This window comes from Pseudogulbenkiania subflava DSM 22618, assembly GCF_900177275.1.
GTDB classification, from domain to species: Bacteria; Pseudomonadota; Gammaproteobacteria; order Burkholderiales; family Chromobacteriaceae; genus Pseudogulbenkiania; species Pseudogulbenkiania subflava.
Genome location: NZ_FXAG01000017.1, coordinates 76,393 through 98,041 on the forward strand (window position 1 = coordinate 76,393; position 21,649 = coordinate 98,041).

Consider the following 21,649-nt stretch of genomic DNA (forward strand, 5'->3'; position numbering starts at 1 on the left):
GCCGCCGGGGCGTATCGGTCGGCGGAAAGAACAGGCGGCATTATAACGCCTCGGCAGGGCTTGCTGTTAGCGTGTCAGCCCGCCTTGTTGCGGCTCAGGGTGACGCGCAGCGCGTCGGGGACAGTGCGGATGTCGGCAATGGCGATGCGCTCGGCCAGGGGTTGGCCGAACACCGGCTGCTCCAGCCAGCCCGCCACGCGCGGCAGGCGGTCGAGGTGCAGCGTGAGCCGTTGCGACCCGCTCGACAGCCACGCCAGCGGCTCCGTCAGCTTGCGGATGAGCCGTTCCCCCCAGCCGGCCTCCAGCGTGGCCAGCACCAGCCCGGTCAGGGCGCGCCGCGCCAGCGAGGACGAGCGGGCCTCGCCCTTCAGGGTGTAGGCCAGCACCAGCTCGCGCCGCGGCCAGTCCACCGGCAAAAAGTGGAAGCGGATGGCGAGCCGTGCCGGCGCCGGGCGCAGCACCTCGAGCGTCAGGAGGCCGGCGTCGTCCGCGAGCTCGAGGTCGAGCACGGTGAAGTCGTCGCCGTCCAGGTGCTTGCGCAGCTGCGCCAGCAGCAACTCGCGCGGCAGCGAGAAGCCATCGCGGTGCAGCCGCGGCAGTCGGGCCGAGGTCTTCTGCCAGGCTTCGGCCAACCTTGCGCCCCAGTCACGCATCAGTCGAACAGCGTGCGCGCGCCTTCGAAGCGCGCGGCGAAGTAGCGGTTGTCGAGGCGCTCGACGCGGATGGTGCTGTTGCTGCGCGGCGCGTGCACGAACTTGCCGTCGCCGATGTAGATGCCCATGTGCGAGAACGGCCGGTTCAGCGTGTTGAAGAACACCAGGTCGCCGACCTGCATCCGGCTGGCCTCGATCGGCCGTGCCACGCCGGCGATCTGCGCCGCGTTGTGCGGCAGCTTCACGCCGACGGCGTTCTGATAGATGTAACTGACCATGCCGCTGCAATCGAGCCCGGCCTCGGGATTGCTGCCGCCGAAGCGGTAGTCGAGGTCCAGCAGGCCCAGGGTGTACATCAGGATCTCGCGCCCGGCGCCGTCCGCCGTGAGCCCCGACAGCGTCGTACTGGCCGGCGGACGCGGTCGGCTGCCGGCCGTCTTGCGGGGCGGGGCACTGCTGCAGGCGGCCAGCGCGGCGACCACGACGGCGATAATGACGGCGGAGCACCGGCGAGAGGTCATCCCTGTTTGCTTTCCAGTTCTTCCCAGCGCGCCAGTTTCTCCAGCAGCAGCTCGTCGATCTGTTCGATGCGTTGCTGCCAGGCGATAGCCTCGCGCGGGGTGTCGCGGTAACAGTTGGGGTCGAGCAGTTTCTGGTTCAGCTCGGCCTGTTCGGCTTCCAGTGTGGCGATCAGCTCGGGCAGGCCGGCCAGCTCGCGCGTTTCATTGTAGGACAGCTTGGTGCGGCCGCTTTTGGGCTTGTCTTGGCGCGATGCCTGTGCCGCTGTGGGTGCCTTGGACGCGGACTCGGCCGGCTTCAGCGCCGCCATGCGCGCCTTGGTGTCGATCCAGTCCTGGTAGCCGCCGGGGTATTCTTCCAGTCTGCCGTCACCCTCGAAGGCGATCACCTGCGTCACCACATTGTCGAGGAAGGCGCGGTCGTGGCTCACCAGGAACACCGTGCCGCTGTACTTGTCGATGACGTCCTCCAGCAACTCCAGCGTGTCGATGTCGAGGTCGTTGGTCGGTTCGTCCAGCACCAGCACGTTGGCCGGGCGGGTGAACAGGCGCGCCAGTAATAAACGATTCCGCTCGCCGCCCGAGAGCGAGCGCACCGGGCTGCGGGCGCGCTGCGGCGAGAACAGAAAGTCTTCCAGGTAGCTCATCACGTGCTTTTTCTGGCCGGCGATCTCGACGAAGTCGTTGCCCTGGCTGATCACGTCCGCCACGCTCATGTCCTCGTCCAGTTGCTCGCGGAACTGGTCGAAGTAGGCGATTTCGAGCTTGCTGCCTTGCTTGACGGTGCCGCTGTCCGGTGCCAGCTCGCCGAGGATCATCTTCAGCAGCGTGGTCTTGCCGACGCCGTTGGGGCCGATCAGGCCGATCTTGTCGCCGCGCAGGATGCGCGTGGTGAAATCGCGCACGATGAGCTTGTCGCCGAAGGCCTTGCCGACGTGTTCCAGCTCGGCCACCAGTTTGCCCGAGCGCTCGCCGGCGTCGAGCTGGAAGTTGACCTGGCCGACGCGCTCGCGCCGCACCGCGCGTTCGCGGCGGATCTGCTCCAGCCGGCGCACGCGGCCCTCGTTGCGGGTGCGGCGCGCCTCGATGCCCTTGCGGATCCACACCTCTTCCTGGGCGTGGAACTTGTCGAACAAGCGGTTCTGCTCTTCCTCCACCGCCATCTCCTCGGCCTTCTTCGCCTGGTAGGCGGAAAAACTGCCGGGGTAGCTGCGCAGGATGCCGCGGTCCAGCTCGACGATGCGCGTGGCGACGTTGTCGAGGAAGCGCCGGTCGTGGGTGATCAACAGCACGCTGCCGGCGAAATTCTTGATCAGGCCCTCCAGCCATTCGATGGCGGAAACGTCGAGATGGTTGGTCGGTTCGTCCAGCAGCAGCACGTCCGGCTTGGCGGCCAGCGCCCGCGCCAGCGCCACGCGTTTTTTCCAGCCACCCGACAGTTCGCTGATACGGGTGTCGGCGTTGAGGCCCAGGTAGGAGAGGGTGGTGGCGATCAGAGCGTCGAACTGCCAGCCGTTGCGCGCTTCCAGCTCGTGCTGGATGCGCTCCATCTCGGCCAGCAGGGTTTCATGGTCGGCCGACGAGTCGGTCAGCGCCTGGGTCGCCTTGTGATAGCCGGTCAGCAGCGCCTTGAGATCGCCCAGGCCTTCGGCTACGGCCTCGAACACCGTGTGCTCGGGGTTGAACTCGGGCTCTTGCGGTACATAGGCTACGCGCACGTCGCCCTTCATGTTGATGCGGCCGTCGTCCAGTGCCACCGTGCCGGCGATGCTCTTGAGCAGCGACGACTTGCCGGCGCCGTTGCGGCCGATCAGTCCGACCACCTCGCCGGGTTCCAGCACGAAATCCACCTTGTCCAGCAGCGCGTTGTGCCCGAAAGCCAGGCAGGCCTTGTCGACCGTGATGAGAGCCATGAGTCTGCAATGATCCAGAGATACCGTAATGCGCCGAATTGTAGCACGGGCGCGAAGTCCGCTTCGCGCCCGGCCGGCCGGGCTGTTACAATGCGCGCCATTACCGCCGGCCCCACCCGCGGCCGCTTTAGCGAAAGGAATTTCATGTACTTCGTCGATCGATCCGTCGCCGTCATCAAGCCGAAAGAGCCGTTTCTGAACTGGCTGAACAACGTGCCGGGCAACGACACCGATCTCACCCTCGACAGCCTGCGCGCCGACTGCACGGTGATCCTGCTGCCCGAATTCACCGACCCGGAAGAAGGCGTGTCGCGTATCGACGACATGGCCGACCAGCTGTTCAAGATCGAATTGGCTTCCTGGTACGAAGACGAAGCGTTGTGGCCAACCGATCGTTCGCTGAAAACCTTCTGGGAGTGGTTCGACGTCGAAATCCACTCCACCGTGCTCGACAGCGTCGACGAAGACATTCACAACTACCCTGCCGCCGAGCTCTGAGCCCGCCATGACCGCGCGCCAGCGTGCCGTGCCGCCGTTTGCCGTCGAGCTCGGTCCTTCGCGGATCTGGCTCGCGCTGCTGATCGGCAGTGCGCTGGCATTGGCGGCGGCCAGCCTGTACTACCTGCCGCTGGCCATGGCGGCCTGGCTGCTGCTGCCCCTGCCCGCCGTGTTGTGGCACGGGCTGCGCCATGATGGCTGGTGGCCGTCGCGGCAACGCATCGGCCGCCTCGAGGTCTCGCCGCAGGGGCAACTGGTGGCCTGGTTCGGCCCTTTCGCCGTGCCGGCCGATATCGAGCGCGACACGGTGATCACGCCCTGGCTGGTGGTCGTGAATCTGAGGCTGGAAGGGCATCGCCGCTCGCTGGTGTTGTGGCCGGATTCCGCCGCTCGGGAATCCTTGCGCGCCTTGCGGGTCTATTTGCGCTGGTTCCACGCACCGGAGCCCGACTCCGCACCGAATCTGAATACATAACCATGACAAACACGACACCGACTACGTTGCCAGAGTGGCTGTCACACCTGGAAAGCCTGCACCCCGTCACCATCGAGATGGGGCTTGAGCGCGTCCGCCGCGTGCGCGACGCCATGGGGCTGGCGCCCCGTTGCCCGATCGTGCTGGTGGCAGGGACCAACGGCAAGGGCTCGGTCTGCGCCATGCTGTCCACCATGCTCAACCGGGCCGGTTTCAAGGTCGGCACCTATACCTCGCCGCACTTGCTGCGCTACAACGAGCGCGTCGCCATCGACATGCAGCCGGTCGACGACGATCTGATCGTGCAGGGCTTCGCCGCCGTCGAGGCGGCACGCGGCGAGACCTCGCTGACCTATTTCGAATTTGGCACCCTGGGCGCCGTCAAGACCTTCGTCGATCAAGACGTCGACGTGATGGTGCTGGAAGTGGGCCTGGGCGGCCGCCTGGATGCGGTCAACGTGTTCGAGCCGGACGTCTCGGTGGTGGTCAGCGTCGATCTCGACCACCAAGCCATCCTCGGCGACAACCGTGAGGACATCGGTTTCGAGAAGGCTGGCGTGTTCCGTGCCGGCAAGCCGGCGATCTGCGCCGATGCCAACCCGCCGCAACGCCTGCTCGACCATGCCGCCGCGCTCGGCGCCGACCTCAAGCTATACGGCCGCGACTTCGGCTTCAACAAGCTGGAAAACCAATGGTCGTTCCGCGTGGGCGAGGTGTTTCGCCATGCCTTGCCGTTCCCGGCGCTGCGCGGTAGCTACCAGCTGGTCAATGCCTCCACCGCGCTGGCGGTGCTGGAGTGTTTGAAGGAAAAACTGCCTGTCGGCATCGGTGCGGTCAAACGCGGCCTGCTCGAAGTCGATTGGCCCGGGCGCTTCCAGGTGCTGCCAGGCCGCCCGCTGGCGATCCTGGACGTCGGCCACAACCCGCACGCCGTCAAGGCCATGGTGGCCAACCTGAAGAAGCTCGCCTTCGCCGAAAACCGCTATGCCGTGTTCTCGATGCTGGCCGACAAGGATCTTGATGCCGTCGTGGCGCTGGCCAAGGACGAGTTCGACGGCTGGTTCGTCGGCGGCCTCGACTTGCCGCGCGGGCAGAGCGGGGCGCAGCTGGCGGAACGCCTGGCTGATCTTGGCGTGCGTAACGTGAATGTGTACGACACAGTCGCCGAGGCGTGGACCGCTGCCTTATCGGCAGCCGGGGAAAATGATAGAATCGTCGCATTCGGCTCGTTCCACACCGTTGCCGCGGTGCTCGAGGCGCGACATCACACATCCTGAGGAAGGCATGCCCGGACTGTCCACCCATGAGGAACTGATTCTGCTGCGCAAGCGCGCGCGCCGCCGCCTGGTCGGCGCCATCGTGCTGGTGCTGGTGTCGACCGTCGTCTTGTGGAAGGTGGTTGGCAGCGTGCCGGAGCAGCAGATGAAGCCGGAGTCGGTCGAGATCGTCGGCCAGAAAGCGCCCGAGGCGCCGTCGACCGCTGCCTCGCCGAATCCCGAAGCAGCGGTTGCTGCCGGTGCGGATGGCGCCCCGCTGGAGGACGCCGCCGACTCGGCCGCGGCGATGACGCAGTTGCCGGCCAAGCTCAATGACGCTGCACCGGCGCCGGTTGCCCCATCCGCGCCGCGACCGCCTGCCGTCGTGCCAGAGACCAAGTCCGAAGCGAAGGCGCCCGTCAAGGAAGAGCCCAAGCCGCATCCCAAGGCCGAAGCCAGGCTTGAGTCCAAGCCGGAACCCCGTCCGGAGCCCAAGAAAACCGAAGCGCCGGCACCTAAGAAATCCGATCCCGCGGCCATTCTGGAAGGGCGCGCCGAGGCCGAGCCGGCCAAGTCGGCGCCCAAGGCGGACAGCCAGCCCTCCGCGGGCAACGGCAATGTGGTGATCCAGTTGGCCGCGCTGTCCGACCCGGCCAAGGCCGAAGCCTTGAAGTCGCGGTTGTCGGCGCTGGGTGTGACGGCGCATTTCAGCAAGGTCGAAACCAGCAAGGGCAATGTTACCCGCGTCCGGGTTGGCCCCTTCGGTTCCCGTGCCGAGGCTGAAAGCGTCCTGAAAAAACTGTCCAGTGCCGGTGTGACGGGCATTATCGTGAGCCGATAAGACGCAATGACCGTTTTCGACTATATCGTCATTGCCATCTTGGCGGGTTCGGTCATCATCGCGCTGATGCGTGGTCTGGTGGCCGAGGTGCTGTCGCTGGGGTCGTGGATCGCGGCGCTGTGGTGCGCCAAGGAGTTCGCGCCGACGCTGGCCGGCTTCCTGCCGGCGGAACTGCCGAGTGAAGGATTGCGTCTGGCCGCCTCCTTCATTGCCCTGTTTTTCCTGGTCTGGCTGGTCACGGCGCTGCTGCGCGTGGTGCTGACCGGCCTGATCGATTCGATCGGCCTGGGCGCCGTCAACCGCCTGCTGGGCGCCGTATTCGGCCTCGCGCGCGGTGGCGTCCTGGTGACGGTCATGGTTTTGCTGGGCGGTCTGACCGATATGCCCAAGCAGCCGATGTGGCGCAACGCCCTGTTCGCCGCGCCATTCGAGGCCGCCGCGTTGTCCTTGCGGCCTTGGCTTCCGCCCAAGATGTCGGAGCATCTGAACTTCTCGGGGCGGCGAAGCGAAACGTTGCGGCATGGTCCGGCGCAGGAGTCGCCGGATCGTGCTTTATATTCTTAAGTTCTGTTGGTAGTTGGGAAAACTTGAAATGTGTGGAATTCTAGGCGTGGTCGGGCAGACTCCCGTCAATCAGTTGTTGTACGACGGCCTGCAACTGCTGCAACACCGGGGTCAGGATGCTGCCGGCATCGTGACGGCCAACGGGAAGTCTTTTCACATGCACAAAGGCAGTGGCATGGTGAGAGACGTGTTCCGTACCCGCAACATGCGCTCGCTGCTGGGTAACGCCGGTATCGGCCACGTACGCTACCCGACTGCCGGTTCGGCGTCGAACCTGGCCGAAGCGCAGCCTTTCTACGTCAATTCGCCGTTCGGCGTGGTGCTCGCGCACAACGGCAACCTGACCAATACCGACGAGCTCAAGGCGGACATGTACCGCTATGACTTGCGTCATATCAACACCAACTCCGATTCCGAAGTGCTGCTCAACGTGTTTGCCCACGAGCTGGCGCAGCGCGTCGAGGGTTACGAGCTGTCGACCAACGCGGTGTTCGAGGCCGTCGAGGCAGTCCACCGCCGCGTGCGTGGCGCCTACGCCGTGGTCGCGATGATCGCCGGCTACGGGCTGGTGGCGTTCCGCGATCCCAACGGCATCCGCCCGCTGGTGATCGGCACCAACGACAGCAACGGCAAGACCGAGTACATGTTCGCTTCGGAGTCGGTGGCGCTGGATTGCTCCGGCTTCAAGGTGTTGCGTGACGTCGAGCCGGGCGAGTGCGTGTTCGTCAGTTTCGATGGCGACTTCCACGCCCAGCCGAGCAAGGGGCCGACCCGTCATGCGCCATGCCTGTTCGAATTCGTCTACTTCGCCCGCCCCGACTCGGTGATCGATGGCGCCTCGGTGTACCAGGCGCGTACCGTGATGGGGGAAACGTTGGCCGAAAAGATTCGCCGCGTGCTGCCGCAGCTGGATATCGACGTGGTGATGCCGATTCCCGATACCAGCCGTCCCAGCGCCCTGCAGCTAGCCAACCACCTGGGCCTGCCGTACCGCGAAGGCTTCATCAAGAACCGTTACATCGGCCGCACCTTCATCATGCCGGGCCAGGCGGTGCGCAAGAAGTCGGTGCGCCAGAAGCTCAACCCCGTGGCGTGCGAGTTCAAGGACCGCAACGTGCTCTTGGTGGACGACTCGATCGTGCGCGGTACCACTTCCAAGGAAATCGTGCAGATGGCGCGCGACGCCGGCGCCAAGAAAGTCTATTTCGCCTCGGCCGCTCCAGCAGTGCGTTTCCCCAACGTCTACGGCATCGACATGCCGACCCGTGCCGAACTCCTGGCAACTGGCCGGACCGAAGAAGAGATCGCCGCCGAGATCGGTGCCGATGCGGTGATCTATCAGGATCTGGATGCCCTGAAGGACGCCGTGCACAGTGTCAACCGCGAACTGCGCGACTTCGAGACCTCGTGCTTCAACGGTGAGTACATCACCGGCGACATCACCGAGGCCTATCTCGACGCCATCGAGAGCGCGCGGCGTGACGGCAAGGGTCAGAAGGAAGAGGTCGAAGGCGCGCAGCCGGTCGATCTGAACCTGAACGTCGCCGAGCAGAACTTGATTTGACCGTATCTGACCATGCGCCCCCGCGGGGGCGCATTTTTCTTCCCGCATCCGGAGCCTGTCGCGCCTCTGCCGGGTCGCTGCCGCGGCCTCGTCAGGGGCGTGCCGGGCTCCGGGTGCATTAACCAGCGGTGGAACGTTATGACTGAAAAGAACAACCTCCTTTCGCTGCATCCGGAGACCCTGGCCATCCGGGCCGGACTGGAAGCCAGCCAATTCCATGAACACAGTCAGGGGCTCTACCTGACCTCCAGCTTTACCTTCGACACCGCCGAAGAAGGCGCGGCGATGTTCATCGGGCAAAAGCCCGGCTACACCTACTCCCGCTTCACCAACCCGACCGTGAATGCATTTCAGGAGCGCCTGGCGGCACTGGAAGGCGCCGAGCGGGCCATCGCTACCGCGAGCGGCATGGCAGCGATCCAGGCGTGCATGATGTCCCTGCTGAAGGCGGGCGACCACATCGTGGCCTCGCAGAGCCTGTTCGGCTCCACGATCAACCTGTTCTCCGGCACCCTGTCCAAGTTCGGCATCGAAACCACCTTTGTCGATGCCGGCGATCAGCAGGCCTGGCGTGCTGCGGTCAAGCCGACTACCCGGCTGTTCTTCCTGGAAACGCCGTCCAACCCGCTCACCGAAGTAGCCGACATTGCCGCCATCGCCGACATTGCCCATGAAGCCGATGCCCTGCTGGTGGTCGATAACTGCTTCTGTTCGCCCGCCCTGCAGCAGCCGCTGAAATTGGGTGCCGACCTGGTGGTGCATTCGGCCACCAAGTACCTCGACGGTCATGGCCGGGTGCTGGGCGGGGCCGTGGTGGGGTCGAGCGCCCTGATCGAGCCGATCTACCTGCACGTGCGCACCGCCGGGCCTTCGCTGGCCCCATTCAATGCCTGGGTGCTGCTGTCCGGCATGGAGACGCTGTTCATCCGCATGGAAAAACAATGTGCCTCCGCGCTCGAACTGGCACGCTGGCTGGAGGCGCATCCGGCCATCGAACGGGTGTTCTATCCGGGGCTCGCCAGCCATCCCCAGCACGCGCTGGCGATGCGTCAGCAGAAACTGGGCGGTGCGGTCGTCTCCTTCGTGGTGAAGGGCGGGCGCGAGGCCGCGTGGCAGCTGGTGGACGGCGTCGAGGTCATTTCCCGCACTGCCAACTTGGGCGACGTGAAGAGCACCATCACCCATCCGGCCTCCACGACGCATGCCCGCATCACCCAGGAAGCCCGGGAAAAAGCCGGCATCGTCGAAGGTCTGCTGCGTGTGGCCGTGGGCCTCGAACATGTCGACGACCTGAAAAACGACATCGCACGCGGTCTCTGTTAGTATTTATATGTTTGTTTGAAACGGCAGGCTACTATCAAGGTAGCCTGCCATTTTTTTGTGCGGGAGGTGGCAGGAATTTGATCGGGCGATGATTTTCTTGACACTAATCGATTTGAAACTTAAGTTTGAAACGCTTGTTCGAGAGCTATTATGGGCAATGCAAGTCAATCCGTAAAAACAAAGAAAGCACCAGAGATCATGGAAGCGAGCAAACCCGATACCGCAACGCGCATTCAGGATGTCGCCGAGCGTCTGTTCGTCGAGCACGGTTTCGAGGCCACCTCGCTTCGCATGATCACGCAGCAGGCCGAAGTCAATCTGGCTGCGGTGAACTACCATTTCGGTTCCAAGGATGCCCTGTTCGAATCCGTGTTCATGCGCCGGCTTGCCCCGCTGATTTCGGGTTGCCTGGCTGAACTGGACGAACTGGAGCAGCAGGGCGGGAAGCTGGAAGTCGAAGAACTGGTCAAGACGTTCATTCGCCCCTGTCTTGCCTTGTCCAAGGACCCGTCCCGCGGCGGGGCGCTGTTTGTCCGCCTGCTGTCGCGCACCCTGGTGGAAAACCACCGTCAGCTGCGTGAAGTCATCTCCCAGCAATACAGCGTGTTTGTCCAGCGTTACTCGGTGGCTTTCCATAAGGCGCTGCCGGAGCTGGGGGCGGAGGAACTGGCCTGGAGGATGCACTTTGCCTTCAGCGTCATGTTCAATGCCTTTGCCGGTAACGATGTGCTGAAGATTTTCGTGCGCAGCCAGGTCGTTTCTGCCCGGGACCCGGACATGATCGTCAAGCATCTGGTCCCCTTTGTCGTTGCCGGGTTGACTTCGCCTGCCTGAGGGGCGATCCAGTTCCGTTGTTAGCCGCCGGGGTGACGGTAAACCGCATCAAGGCAGGCTGTGAGGGGTTTGGGCGCGGGGCTGGGTCGGGATGGGTCAACACGAGGTAACACCATAATGATATCTGCCGTCCTTGTTGTCGTGATGGTCGGAGGGCTGGCGTATTTTCGTGCTACGGTTCTGGCCTGGAGCATCGGTCTGGCCGGCTGGCTGCTGGTCTCGCAGTTCTCTCTAAATGTCCAGGTCCCCGCCGCGCTCTGGATCGTGTTTGCCCTCCTGGCGCTGGTGCTCAATGGCGTGCCGTTGCGCCGGGCGGTGTTCACCGGGCCGCTATTCCGGCTTTTCAAGAAGATTACCCCGGCGATGTCACCGACCGAGCAGGAGGCCATCAACGCCGGCACGGTGTGGTGGGATCGCGACCTGTTCTCCGGCAAGCCGGACTGGCAACGGCTGCTGTCTTATCCGGAGCCCCGGCTGACGCCCGAGGAGCAGGCCTTCCTCGACGGGCCGACCGAAGAGTTGTGCCGCATGGTCGACGACTGGCAGGTCACCCACGAGCTCAAGGATCTGCCCCCGGCTGTGTGGCAGTTCATCAAGAGCAACGGCTTCCTGGGCATGATCATCAAGAAGCAGTATGGCGGGCTTGAATTCTCCAATTACGCCCACGCCAAGGTGGTGACCAAGATTGCCACCCGCGGCGGTACGGCGGCGGTCACGGTGATGGTGCCCAACTCGCTGGGGCCAGGGGAGTTGCTGCAGCATTACGGCACCACGGAGCAAAAGGACTACTTCCTGCCGCGCCTGGCCAAGGGGCTGGAGATTCCGTGCTTTGCCCTGACCAGCCCGCATGCCGGCTCCGACGCCGGCAGTATTCCGGACTACGGCGTGGTGTGCCGAGGTTCTTATACCGACCCGCGTAGCGGCGAGCGTCACGACAACGTGCTGGGCATCCGTGTGAGCTGGGAGAAGCGTTGGATCACGCTGGCGCCGGTGGCGACCATCCTCGGCCTGGCCTTCAAACTGTACGATCCGGACCGGTTGCTGGGCGACAAGGTGGAGATCGGCATCACCTGCGCCCTGGTGCCGACGGCGCACCAAGGGGTGATGATCGGACGCCGCCACTGGCCGGGCGGCACCGCCTTCATGAACGGGCCGACCTGGGGCAAGGACGTGTTCATTCCGCTGGAATGGATCATCGGCGGCCGGGAATACGCGGGCCAAGGCTGGCGCATGCTGGTGGAGTGCCTGTCGGTGGGACGTTGCATCTCTCTGCCGGCCATGTCGGTTGCCTCGGGCAAGCTTGCCACCTACGTCACCGGTGCCTACGCCCGTATTCGTGACCAGTTTGGCCTGCCGATCGGCAAGTTCGAAGGGGTGGACGAGGCGATGGCGCGCATCGCGGGCTACACCTACCAGATGGAAGCGTCGCAGGATCTGGCGCTGACCGGCCTGGATATGGGCGAGAGGCCCTCGGTGCTGTCGGCGGTGCTGAAGTACCACAATACCGAGCGCATGCGCAAAACCCTGAACGACGCGATGGACGTGCATGGCGGCAAGGCCGTGGTGCTGGGGCCACGTAATTATCTGGCGCGAGCCTACCAGTCGATCCCGATCGCCATCACGGTGGAAGGGGCCAATATCCTGACCCGCTCGATGATCATCTATGGCCAGGGCGCCATCCGCTGTCACCCGTTCGTCTTGCGCGAGATGCGGGCTGCCATGGCGGAGGATGGGAAGGAGTTCGATCTGGCCATTACCGGGCATGTCAATTTCATCATTAGCAACGTGGTGCGTTCCTTCTGGCTGGGCTTGACCGGCAGTCGCCTGACGATGTCGCCCAAAGCGGGGGCTACGGCACGCTATTATCGGCAACTGACTCGTTTCTCCACGGCCTTCGCTCTGTTGTCGGACATGGCTATGCTCAGCCTTGGCGGTTCGCTCAAATTCCGTGAGAAACTATCGGCTCGGCTCGGCGACATGCTGTCGAATCTGTATATCGCCTCGGCCTGCCTGAAGCGCTTCGAGCGCGACGGGGCACCGCAGGAGGATTTGCCGGTGTTGCAGTGGGCGGTGGAAAACGCGATCTACGAGTTGCAGCAGGCGATGGACGGTTTCCTGGCCAACCTGCCGAATCGGATATTGTCGTTCGTGTTGCGCCGGGTGATTTTTCCGTGGGGGCTGACGCACAAGCCGGCCGGCGACAAGATGGGTACCCTTGTCGTGCGTGCCATGATGGAGGAGGGCGGAACCCGCGCCCGACTGACTCATGGCATGTACGTGCCGCAGGACGAGCGCGATGCGGTCGGGGTGCTCGCCCCGGCGCTGCGGGCTATCGTCGAGACCGAGCCTATCGAGCACCGGCTGCGGAAGTGGGCCCGCGAGGGCCGGTTTGTCACGATCACGGCACGCGACAGGTTGGCCGAAGCCCTGCATGCCGGCCTGCTGACTCAGGCCGAGTTCGACGCGGTCACGCGCGCACGCAAGCTCAAGCGGGACGTCATCATGGTCGATGATTTCGACAGCTCGCTGACCCAGCATGACGAAGCCTTGCTCGAGCGCCTGATTTTCTGATCATCCAGGACCGGTTCTGCTAATGGACCGGTTCGTCCGGGAAACGGTTTTCTTCCCAAGAGTCATTTCCCGGAGCGACCCTGTGTTGGAGTACAACCCTATGAATACATCGCAAGCCCGCATCCCGACCCTGCGAGTCAGGGCCCTGCCATCCAGTACCAACGCCTATGGCCAGGTTCAGGCCGGGTGGTTGATGGGGCAGATCGACATGGCGGGCAGCATGGTTGCCGAGCGCTTGTCGAAAGGGCCGGTGACCACGGTTGCGGTCAATGCCTTCCAGTTTGCCGCCCCGATCCAGGTGGGGGATACCGTCAGCCTGTATGTGGACACATTGCGTGTCGGGCAGAAATCGCTGACGTTCAAGATTTGCGTGCTGGCCGAGCGCTTGCAGGGAGAAGAGGTGCTGGTAACGGAAGTTATCGTCACGTTTGTTGCCATTGATAGCAACGGCAAGTCGCGCCTGCTGTCCAAAGCTGACTGATTTTTAGCGTATCCATTAGGGGTAAGGCCTACTGTTGTCATTATGTTGAATCAAACGTTCGTTTCGAACAAACGATCGTAAATTTCTGGACAAGCGAAGAGGCTCTCAATAGTATCGACGAGGCGTAGGCACCATATGAGTGCATCTCGCCACGAGGCATCTAGCCAAATAAAAGATACAAGGAGAGGGATAACATGAAACTCAAGAGTCTCAGCTTTTCCGTGATGGTGGGACTGGCGTTCGGCCTGCCGGTTCCTGCTGCCATGGCTTCGGGCTATCACTTTGGCTCGCAAAGCGTCTCGGGCCAGGGGGCATCACACGCCAACAGCGCCGAAGCCGGGGATGCCTCGGTCCTGTTCTACAACCCGGCGGGCATGTCCTTGCTCGACGGAACGCAGTTTTCCGGCGGCCTGACCTTTGTCATCCCGGATTCGTCCTATACCGATCACGGTTCCACCAACTACCTTGGCCAGTCGACCGGTAGTGGCAATGGTGGCACCTATGCGCCGGATTTTGTCGTGGCGCCATCGTTTTATCTGACCCACCAGCTCAACGATCGGGTGCACATCGGTCTGGGCATGTTCGTGCCGTATGGCGCCAAGCTGGATTACGGCGGCAATTGGGCCGGCCGCTACAGCCTGGAAAAGCTTGATATGAAAACGATCAATATCAATCCGTCCATTTCCTTCAAGCTGGACGATCGTCAATCCCTTGGTTTCGGCGTGTCGGCGCAGTACATGGATGCCGAGCTGGTGCAGGGGGCGGACGCCAAGACGGGCGTCGCCTTGTTGGCAGCCAAGCGTCTGGGCCTGTCGCCGACGAGTCCGCTTGTTCAGGGCGCCTTGGCCAGCTACGGCATAAGCGGCGACGGCACCGGCACGGTCGACGGTGACGATTGGGGTTTCGGCTGGAACGTCGGTTATATGTTCAAGCTGGATGACCGTACCCGCTTCGGTCTGGCCTACCGTTCCAAGGTGAACCACACCCTCAAGGGGACATGGGACTGGGACTTCTCCAATGTAACGGGGGCGGTTCCCAATGCCATACTCACCGGTTTGCCCATCCTTGGCTCCACGTCTGTTTCAACGTTGGCCGGCATGGAACACCCCGACTCCAACGCCACCGTCAAAGTGGTGACTCCCGAGTCCGCTTCGGCCAACTTCTTTCACGAACTGAACGACAAGATCGACGTGATGGGCGACCTCACTTGGACCCGTCACTCGCGCCTGAACGAGATTCGAATCCAGCAGAGCACCGTCAATGGCGTGTCGCAGGGCGACTTGGTGATCAACCAGCAATGGAAGAACACCTACAAGCTGTCTCTGGGGATGAACTATCACTACAGTGACAACTTGCTGCTGCGTACCGGCGTCGCCTACGACCAGTCTCCGGTGAAGAACGATAACCTGCGTCATCCCGCGCTGCCGGACAGCGACCGCTACTGGTTCTCGGTAGGTGCCAACTACAAACTCAACAAGCAGTCTTCGGTGGACCTGGCGTACAGCTACGTCTACTTCAAGGATGGCAACATGAACTATACCGACAGCTGCAATCCGGCTGGCGGTGCATCCTGCACCGGCAACGGCGAAACCACCAAGGGCGAATACAAGACCAACCTGCAGATCGTTGGCATGCAGTACAACTACCACTTCTAAACGCACCACGCGTAGAAGGGTGAAAGAAAGTGCCGGGCCTTGCCCCGGCTGCATCAAGGCAAGGCAGGTATGAGGGGCCTGCCTCACGACCGTGTTCAACCAACGAGGAAACCCATGTCTCACACCAAATTCATTGTGCGCAAGGTGGCCGTGCTCGGCGCCGGCGTCATGGGCGCGCAGATTGCCGCCCACCTGGTCAATGCCAAGGTGCCGACGCTCCTGTTCGATCTGCCGGCCAAGGAGGGGGACAAAAATGCCATCGCCCTCAAGGCCATTGACGGGTTGAAGAAGCTCAAGCCGTCGCCGCTGGCCGCGGCGGATCTGGCACAGTATATCCAGCCGGCCAACTACGACGATGACCTGTCCTTGTTGAAAGACTGCGATCTGGTGATCGAAGCCATCGCCGAACGCATGGACTGGAAGGGGGATCTGTACCGCAAGGTGGCTCCGCACCTAGGGGCGCATACCATCTTTGCCACCAATACCTCCGGCTTGTCGATCAATGCCCTGGCGGCAAGTTGCCCGGAAGACGTGCGCGCGCGCTTCTGCGGCGTGCACTTCTTCAACCCGCCGCGCTACATGCACCTGGTCGAGATCATCCCGTGCCTGGGCTCGGATGCGACCATGCTCGACAATCTCGAGCGTTTTCTCGTCACCACGCTGGGCAAGGGCGTGGTGCGGGCCAAGGATACGCCGAACTTCGTCGCCAACCGCATCGGTGTGTTCTCGATGCTGGCTACCATCGCCAATGCCGAGAAATTCGGCATCCGCTTCGACGTGGTCGACGACCTGACCGGGCCGCGCCTGGGACGGCCGAAATCGGCCACGTTCCGCACTGCCGACGTGGTCGGTCTGGATACTTTTGCCCACGTGGTGAAGACCATGCAGGACACCCTGCCCAACGACCCGTGGCACGCTTTGTTCAAATCGCCGGAGTGGCTGCAGAAGTTGATCGCCGCGGGTGCGCTGGGTGCCAAGACCAAGCTCGGCATCTACAAGAAAGACGGCAAGAAGATGTTCGTGCTCGATCCGCTCAAGGGCGAGTACGTGGGCGCGGGCGAGAAGGGGGATGATGCCGTCAAGGACATCCTGAAGATTGCCGATCCGGCGGAGAAATTCCGCAAGCTGCGCGCCAGCAGTCATCCGCAGGCGCAGTTCCTGTGGGCTTGCTTCCGCGATGTATTCCATTACATCGGCTTCCACTTGGGCGATATCGCCCATTGCGCACGCGATGTGGACTTTGCCATTCGCTGGGGTTTCGGCTGGAGCGTCGGCCCGTTCGAGACTTGGCAGGCGGCCGGCTGGCAGCAGGTGGCGCAGTGGATCGACGAGGAGGTCAAAGCCGGCAAGGCGCTGGCTTCGGCCAACCTTCCGGCCTGGGTGCTGGAGTCCGATCGAGCCGGCGTGCACTTTGCCCAGGGTTCGTACGATGCCGCCGGGGCGCGCCTGCTTGGCCGCTCTACGCTGGACGTCTACCAACGCCAGCTGGCGCCTGCCAAGCTGCTTGGCGAGGCAACGGCGCCGTTGGGCGAGACGGTGTTCGAGAACGACGGCGTGCGTGCCTTCACCACCGGCGACGACATCCTGGTGGTGTCGTTCAAGACCAAGGCCCACACCATCGGTCCGGACGTGCTGGAAGGGCTCAATCAGGCGATCAATATCGCCGAGGCCCGTTTCAAGGGCCTGGTGCTCTGGCAGACCGAAGAGCCGTTCTCGGCCGGAGCCGATCTGCAGTCGATGCTACCGGCGTTCATGATGGGCGATTGGGACAGCATCGACGGCATCGTCAACCGCTTCCAGGCCACGTCCATGCGCCTGCGCTACAGCCAGATTCCGACCGTTGCAGCAACCCAGGGCTACGCGTTCGGCGGCGGCTGCGAGTTCGTCATGCACTGCGACCGCGTGGTGGCCGCGCTGGAGTCGTATATCGGTCTGGTCGAGGTGGGTGTCGGCCTGCTGCCGGGCGGTGGCGGCTGCAAGGAATTTGCCCTGCGGGCGTCCCAGGAGGCCAGGGGTGATGTGCTGGCGGCGCTGAAGGATTACTTTATGGCGATTGCCACCGCCAAAGTCGCCACCAGCGCGCTCGAGGCGCAAGAGATCGGCTTCCTGCGCAAGAGCGACTGCGTGGTGTTCAACGCCTACGAGCTGCTCTACGTGGCCAAGCAGCAGGCGCTGACCTTGGCCGAAGCGGGCTACCGTCCGCCGCTCAAGATCAAGTGTTTCGCGGTAGCCGGCCGGAGCGGTGCGGCATCGATCAAGGGGCAGTTGGTCAATATGCTGGAGGGGCACTTCATCAGCGAGCACGACTTTACCATCGCTTCGCTGATTGCCGACGTGATGACCGGGGGCGATCTCGAGGCCGGTACCGAAGTCGACGAACAATGGATTCTCGACCTGGAGCGCAAGGCCTTCATGCAGCTCTTGAAGAATTCCAAGACCCAGGATCGTATCGCCAATATGCTCACGACCGGCAAACCGCTGCGCAACTGATCGCTTGGGAATAATCCTGCTGCGCGTGCCGATCTCCAAGTTGCGGTACTCGCTGTACCACTTGTACAGCTGCGTTCCTCGCTTGGACCTCGGCCCGCTCGCAACGGATTCTTCCGCAAGCGCTGACCGCAGCCAGAACACCGGCAGACTGGCGAGGAGCTTGTCCAGTCTGCTCTCAGGAGAATTGCAAACATGGTTAAACAAGTACAGGAAGCTTACATCGTCGCGGTAACGCGCACCCCGGTCGGCAAGGCGCCGCGCGGCATGATGCGCCACGTCCGCCCGGACGATATGCTGGCTCACGTCATCACCGGCGCACTGGCTCAGGTGCCGACGCTGGACCCGAGCCGGATTTCCGACTGCGTGGTGGGCTGCGCCTTCCCGGAGGCCGAGCAGGGGCTGAATATGGCACGCATCGGCGTGCTGCTGGCCGGCCTGCCGGACACCGTGGGCGGCATCACCGTCAACCGTTACTGCTCGTCCGGCATCAACGCGGTGCAGATCGCAGCCGACCGCATCCGCATGGGTGAGGCCGACGTGGTCATTGCCGCCGGTGCCGAGTCGATGTCGATGGTGCCGATGATGGGCAACAAGGTGTCGCTGAACCCGGCCATTTTTGCCAAGGATGAAAATTATGCCATCGCCTACGGCATGGGGCTGACCGCCGAGAAAGTGGCGCAGCAGTGGAATGTGTCACGCGAGGACCAGGATGCGTTTGCGGTGGAGTCTCACCGCCGCGCCGTCGCAGCGATAGACGGCGGCAAGTTCAAGAACGAAATTACGCCGCTGGACGTGACCTACCGTACGCCGAACCTGGACACCGGCGAAGTGATCAGCAAGACCCGCGTACTGGACACCGACGAAGGCCCGCGACGCGATACCTCGCCGGAAGGTCTGGCCAAGCTGAAAACGGTGTTCGACGCCAAGGGCTCGGTGACGGCGGGCAACAGCTCGCAGATGTCCGACGGTGCTGGCGCAGTGATCCTGGTATCGGAAAAGGTACTGAAGGAATTCAACCTCACTCCGCTCGGCCGCTATGTGACGTTTGCGGTCAAGGGCGTGCCGCCGGCCATCATGGGGATCGGCCCGAAAGAAGCCATTCCGGCGGCTTGCCGCCAGGCTGGCATCGGGCAGGAGGAGCTCAAGTGGATCGAGTTGAACGAGGCGTTCGCCGCCCAGGCGCTGGCGGTCATCCGCGATCTTGAGCTGGATACGGCGCGGGTCAACCCGCACGGCGGTGCCATCGCGCTCGGCCACCCGCTGGGGGCGACTGGCGCCATCCGCACGGCGACGCTGGTTCATGGCATGCGTGATCAGGGGCTGAAAGGCTACGGCATGGTGACAATGTGCATCGGCACCGGCATGGGCGCGGCGGGTATTCTGGAAGTGTTCTGAGCGGCATGCCCGCAAAGAAAAACGCCAGCACACTGTGCTGGCGTTTTTTTATTGAAGACGATGGCTATTCGAGTTTGGCCAGCGTGTCGAAGTCGATGTGGGCACACTCCTGTAACTCCTGGCTGGGGGACTTGAGTCGTATCTTGTAGGTCTTGCCCTGTGCGACCAGATGCAGTTCCCGTCCCGGTTCGGCGAGTGCCTTGGGAATCAGGAACCAGCGCTGGCTCTTGGTAGAGTTCAACTGGGTGATATAGAGAGCGCTGGCCGGGGTGCTGTCCGGGCTGTCGGGCTCGATCAGGGTGATGCCGGCGGGCTGGGTGCCGAGGATTTCCACGCCGACCAGAGTACCGTTCTTGTGGCGGGACAGGCGGCGAATGATGCCCAGGGCGTCCGAATGCGACAGCGAGCTGACCCGGATCAGCCGGCCCAGTGCCAACTCTTCGACACTCTTGCCAAGATAGGTCAGGCCCAACCCGGTGGCGCTGTAATCGGTAATACGCCAATCGTCATTCTCAGGTGGGGCTGCGCGGTCATCGTCCTGCACCTTGGTCAGGTAGGCGATGCGTTCGAAGCCGATGTCGACCGTGGCCGATTCGAGTTTGGGCGAGCGCTCGGCCTTGCGGTGGGATTTCCCGCCATCGTCGGACCAGCGCACCGCCAGTTTTTCGCAGATGGTAGACCAGTCCTTCTGGGTGAGCCCCAGACCGAAATTGGCCAGCGCGGAGGGGAGGCGCTGGTCCAGATCGAACATCAGGTCGGCCAGCTTTTGGGTCACCTGTTCGGTATTCCAGTAGCGGCAGTCCTTGCCGGCCATGCCGCGCAGCATGCGGCGCGGGGGCTCCGGCAAGGCCAGGTTGACGAGGAACACGGTGCGCTTCGGCTGCGGCTGAAAATCGAGCTTCAAGGGCTGACACAGGATATTCAGCAGCCGGTCGGTCGCGAGGATCTCCGTCTGCTGCATATTGTCGGTCTGCGCCAGGTGCATCATGCAGGCGTGTATCAATACGGTTTCGCAGCTGACTTCCCAGGGGTGGTCCTCGAACAGCCGCATCGGCGTGCGGGAAAAGTCATGCGCTTCCGCGTACTGGTAGAACCGGTAGGCCTGCTGCCACACCGTCGCTTCCGGCTTCAGGTAGCGCATGGCGCTCCAGGTGACGAGTTGCTTCTGGTAATTCAAACCACGCAGCGTTACCAGGGCCAGCTCGTCGCCGAGCGAGGAACCGTTGGATTTTTCGGCCAGGCGCACACAGATGTGATAGGCATTGGCCAGTTCGTGCCAGTAGGCGAGGATGGTGGGGAGGTAGTTCTTGCTGCCGGGCTTCTGGTCGAGGTAGTCGTTGCGCAGGCGGCGCTGGATGCTGTGAGCCTTTTCATCGATGTACAGCAGCGTGCGAACCCGCTCCTTCAGGGACATCTTGACGTCGGCGCTGATCTTGGCGACCGCCTTGATGATTTCGACGGTCGCAGTGAAGTATTCGGTTTGCGGCAGATCTCTGACAAGGACTGTAGCGGAAGGCAGGATGTCGCTTTCCGGTGAGTCTTTGCTCAGCAGGGAGCTGACTAGAGATTTGAAATCGAACATGAGGGTGACGCTTTATGAAATTTGAATGCCACTGCGTGGCAAGTTTACGCTAGTTTGCATTTGTCGTGAAAGCTGTTCCAAGCAATGGTAGCGGTAAAACTACCGTTGTGGACAGGGGAGCGTGGCGGTGGAGGGCCGGTGCTGATGAGGGCGGCGGGGTCAGGGCGTCTTGCATCGCAGCGGGTGCCGGCCAACTGGCTCCACAAGGTAGCACGTTGGCCGAACGTGGTCAGGCGCCTCAACGGCGGAACAGCTGCTCCAGCGCGAGGCCAGGATCCGGCTCACGCATGAAAGCCTCGCCGACCAGGAAGCTATGCACGCCGTGGTCGCGCATCAGTCGCACGTCCTCCGCGCTACGGATGCCGCTCTCGGTCACCGCGATACGGTCTTCGCCGATACGCGGCAGCAGCTTCAGGGTGTTGTCGAGGCTGACCTCGAAGGTCCGCAGGTTGCGGTTGTTGACGCCGATCAGCGGGGTGGTCAGTTGCAACGCCAGTTCCAGCTCGGCCTCGTCGTGCACTTCGACCAGTACCGCCATGCCCAGTTCCAGCGCCAGCGCTTCAAAGGCGCGCATCTCGGACAGCGACAGCGCCGCGGCGATCAGCAGGATGCAGTCGGCGCCCATCGCGCGTGCTTCGTAGATCTGGTACTCGTCGACCATGAAGTCCTTGCGCAGCACCGGCAGCGCGCAGGCGGCACGGGCAGCCTGCAGATACTCGGCGCTGCCCTGGAAGTATTGACGGTCGGTCAGTACCGACAGGCAGGCCGCGCCGTGATCGGCGTAGCTTCTGGCAATGGCGGCGGGGTCGAAGTCGGCACGGATCACGCCCTTGCTCGGGCTGGCCTTTTTGGCTTCAGCGATGACGGCAGCCTGTCCTGCCGCATGCTTGGTGCGCATCGCGGCCACAAAGTCGCGGCGATCATTGCGGCGTGCTTCAGCGTCGGCGCGGATGTCCGCAAGGGAACGGGTTTTCAGGCAGTCGGCCACTTCGATGTGCTTGGTGGCTATGATGGTCTTCAGGATGTCGGACATCGT

The 21,649-nt window shown here is 63.0% G+C and carries 18 protein-coding genes; 13 read left to right on the forward strand and 5 right to left on the reverse strand.

Annotated elements, in window-relative coordinates; genetic code table 11:
• Positions 1-74 precede the first annotated feature (74 nt).
• From B9N72_RS14855 to B9N72_RS14865, 3 genes are read right to left on the reverse strand one after another with little or no spacing between them, the layout of a single operon-like run.
• Positions 75-653 carry a hypothetical protein gene (locus B9N72_RS14855; RefSeq protein ID WP_085277083.1) on the reverse strand — a complete coding sequence of 193 codons (579 nt, stop codon included), beginning with the start codon at positions 651-653 and terminating at the stop codon, positions 75-77.
• Entirely contained in the window at positions 653-1,174 is a 522-nt protein-coding gene (locus B9N72_RS14860) for a C40 family peptidase (protein WP_085277084.1), read from the reverse strand. Before B9N72_RS14860 ends, B9N72_RS14855 begins: the two co-directional genes overlap by 1 nt.
• Positions 1,171-3,084 (reverse strand): ATP-binding cassette domain-containing protein, encoded by a 1,914-nt coding sequence (locus B9N72_RS14865; RefSeq protein WP_085277085.1) that lies wholly within the window; start codon positions 3,082-3,084, stop codon positions 1,171-1,173. The genes B9N72_RS14860 and B9N72_RS14865 overlap by 4 nt, the downstream gene beginning before the upstream one ends.
• Positions 3,085-3,228: 144 nt before the next feature.
• Here B9N72_RS14865 and B9N72_RS14870 point away from each other — a divergent pair, with 144 nt between their 5' ends.
• The 13 genes from B9N72_RS14870 (at position 3,229) to B9N72_RS14930 (ending at position 19,031) form a co-directional block, all read left to right on the forward strand.
• Entirely contained in the window at positions 3,229-3,582 is a 354-nt protein-coding gene (locus tag B9N72_RS14870) for a hypothetical protein (protein WP_085277086.1), read from the forward strand.
• 7 nt (positions 3,583-3,589) lie between these two features.
• Complete coding sequence (locus tag B9N72_RS14875) at positions 3,590-4,057, forward strand: protein YgfX (protein ID WP_085277087.1); 468 nt, start codon at positions 3,590-3,592, stop codon at positions 4,055-4,057.
• Between the two features lie 2 nt (positions 4,058-4,059).
• Positions 4,060-5,334, forward strand: coding sequence for a bifunctional tetrahydrofolate synthase/dihydrofolate synthase (gene folC, locus B9N72_RS14880; RefSeq protein ID WP_085277088.1), 1,275 nt, complete (start codon positions 4,060-4,062; stop codon positions 5,332-5,334).
• A 7-nt stretch (positions 5,335-5,341) separates the two neighbouring features.
• The gene (locus B9N72_RS14885) at positions 5,342-6,154 is read left to right on the forward strand and encodes an SPOR domain-containing protein (protein WP_085277089.1); all 813 of its coding nucleotides are present in this window, start codon (positions 5,342-5,344) and stop codon (positions 6,152-6,154) included.
• 6 nt (positions 6,155-6,160) lie between these two features.
• The gene (locus tag B9N72_RS14890; RefSeq protein ID WP_085277090.1) at positions 6,161-6,718 is read left to right on the forward strand and encodes a CvpA family protein; all 558 of its coding nucleotides are present in this window, start codon (positions 6,161-6,163) and stop codon (positions 6,716-6,718) included.
• 28 nt (positions 6,719-6,746) lie between these two features.
• A complete protein-coding gene (purF, locus tag B9N72_RS14895; protein WP_085277091.1) occupies positions 6,747-8,282 on the forward strand; it encodes an amidophosphoribosyltransferase in 1,536 nt (511 codons plus the stop codon).
• A gap of 138 nt (positions 8,283-8,420) precedes the next feature.
• Positions 8,421-9,605, forward strand: a complete 1,185-nt coding sequence (locus tag B9N72_RS14900) for an O-succinylhomoserine sulfhydrylase (protein WP_085277092.1) — start codon at positions 8,421-8,423, stop codon at positions 9,603-9,605.
• A gap of 150 nt (positions 9,606-9,755) precedes the next feature.
• Positions 9,756-10,439: a TetR/AcrR family transcriptional regulator gene (locus B9N72_RS14905; protein ID WP_234985999.1), complete on the forward strand. Its 684-nt coding sequence runs from the start codon at positions 9,756-9,758 to the stop codon at positions 10,437-10,439.
• Between the two features lie 117 nt (positions 10,440-10,556).
• A complete protein-coding gene (locus B9N72_RS14910; protein WP_085277094.1) occupies positions 10,557-13,010 on the forward strand; it encodes an acyl-CoA dehydrogenase in 2,454 nt (817 codons plus the stop codon).
• Positions 13,011-13,032: 22 nt separating this feature from the next.
• Positions 13,033-13,491, forward strand: coding sequence for an acyl-CoA thioesterase (locus B9N72_RS14915; RefSeq protein ID WP_234986000.1), 459 nt, complete (start codon positions 13,033-13,035; stop codon positions 13,489-13,491).
• Between the two features lie 194 nt (positions 13,492-13,685).
• Complete coding sequence (locus tag B9N72_RS14920; protein WP_085277095.1) at positions 13,686-15,146, forward strand: OmpP1/FadL family transporter; 1,461 nt, start codon at positions 13,686-13,688, stop codon at positions 15,144-15,146.
• A 114-nt stretch (positions 15,147-15,260) separates the two neighbouring features.
• Complete coding sequence (locus B9N72_RS14925) at positions 15,261-17,636, forward strand: 3-hydroxyacyl-CoA dehydrogenase/enoyl-CoA hydratase family protein (RefSeq protein WP_085277096.1); 2,376 nt, start codon at positions 15,261-15,263, stop codon at positions 17,634-17,636.
• A gap of 192 nt (positions 17,637-17,828) precedes the next feature.
• Positions 17,829-19,031: an acetyl-CoA C-acyltransferase gene (locus tag B9N72_RS14930; RefSeq protein ID WP_085277097.1), complete on the forward strand. Its 1,203-nt coding sequence runs from the start codon at positions 17,829-17,831 to the stop codon at positions 19,029-19,031.
• Between the two features lie 64 nt (positions 19,032-19,095).
• Here the strand turns inward: B9N72_RS14930 and B9N72_RS14935 are convergent, their stop codons facing one another.
• Positions 19,096-20,613, reverse strand: coding sequence for a PilZ domain-containing protein (locus B9N72_RS14935; protein WP_085277098.1), 1,518 nt, complete (start codon positions 20,611-20,613; stop codon positions 19,096-19,098).
• A 238-nt stretch (positions 20,614-20,851) separates the two neighbouring features.
• A complete protein-coding gene (trpC, locus tag B9N72_RS14940; RefSeq protein ID WP_085277099.1) occupies positions 20,852-21,646 on the reverse strand; it encodes an indole-3-glycerol phosphate synthase TrpC in 795 nt (264 codons plus the stop codon).
• Positions 21,647-21,649: the final 3 nt, after the last annotated feature.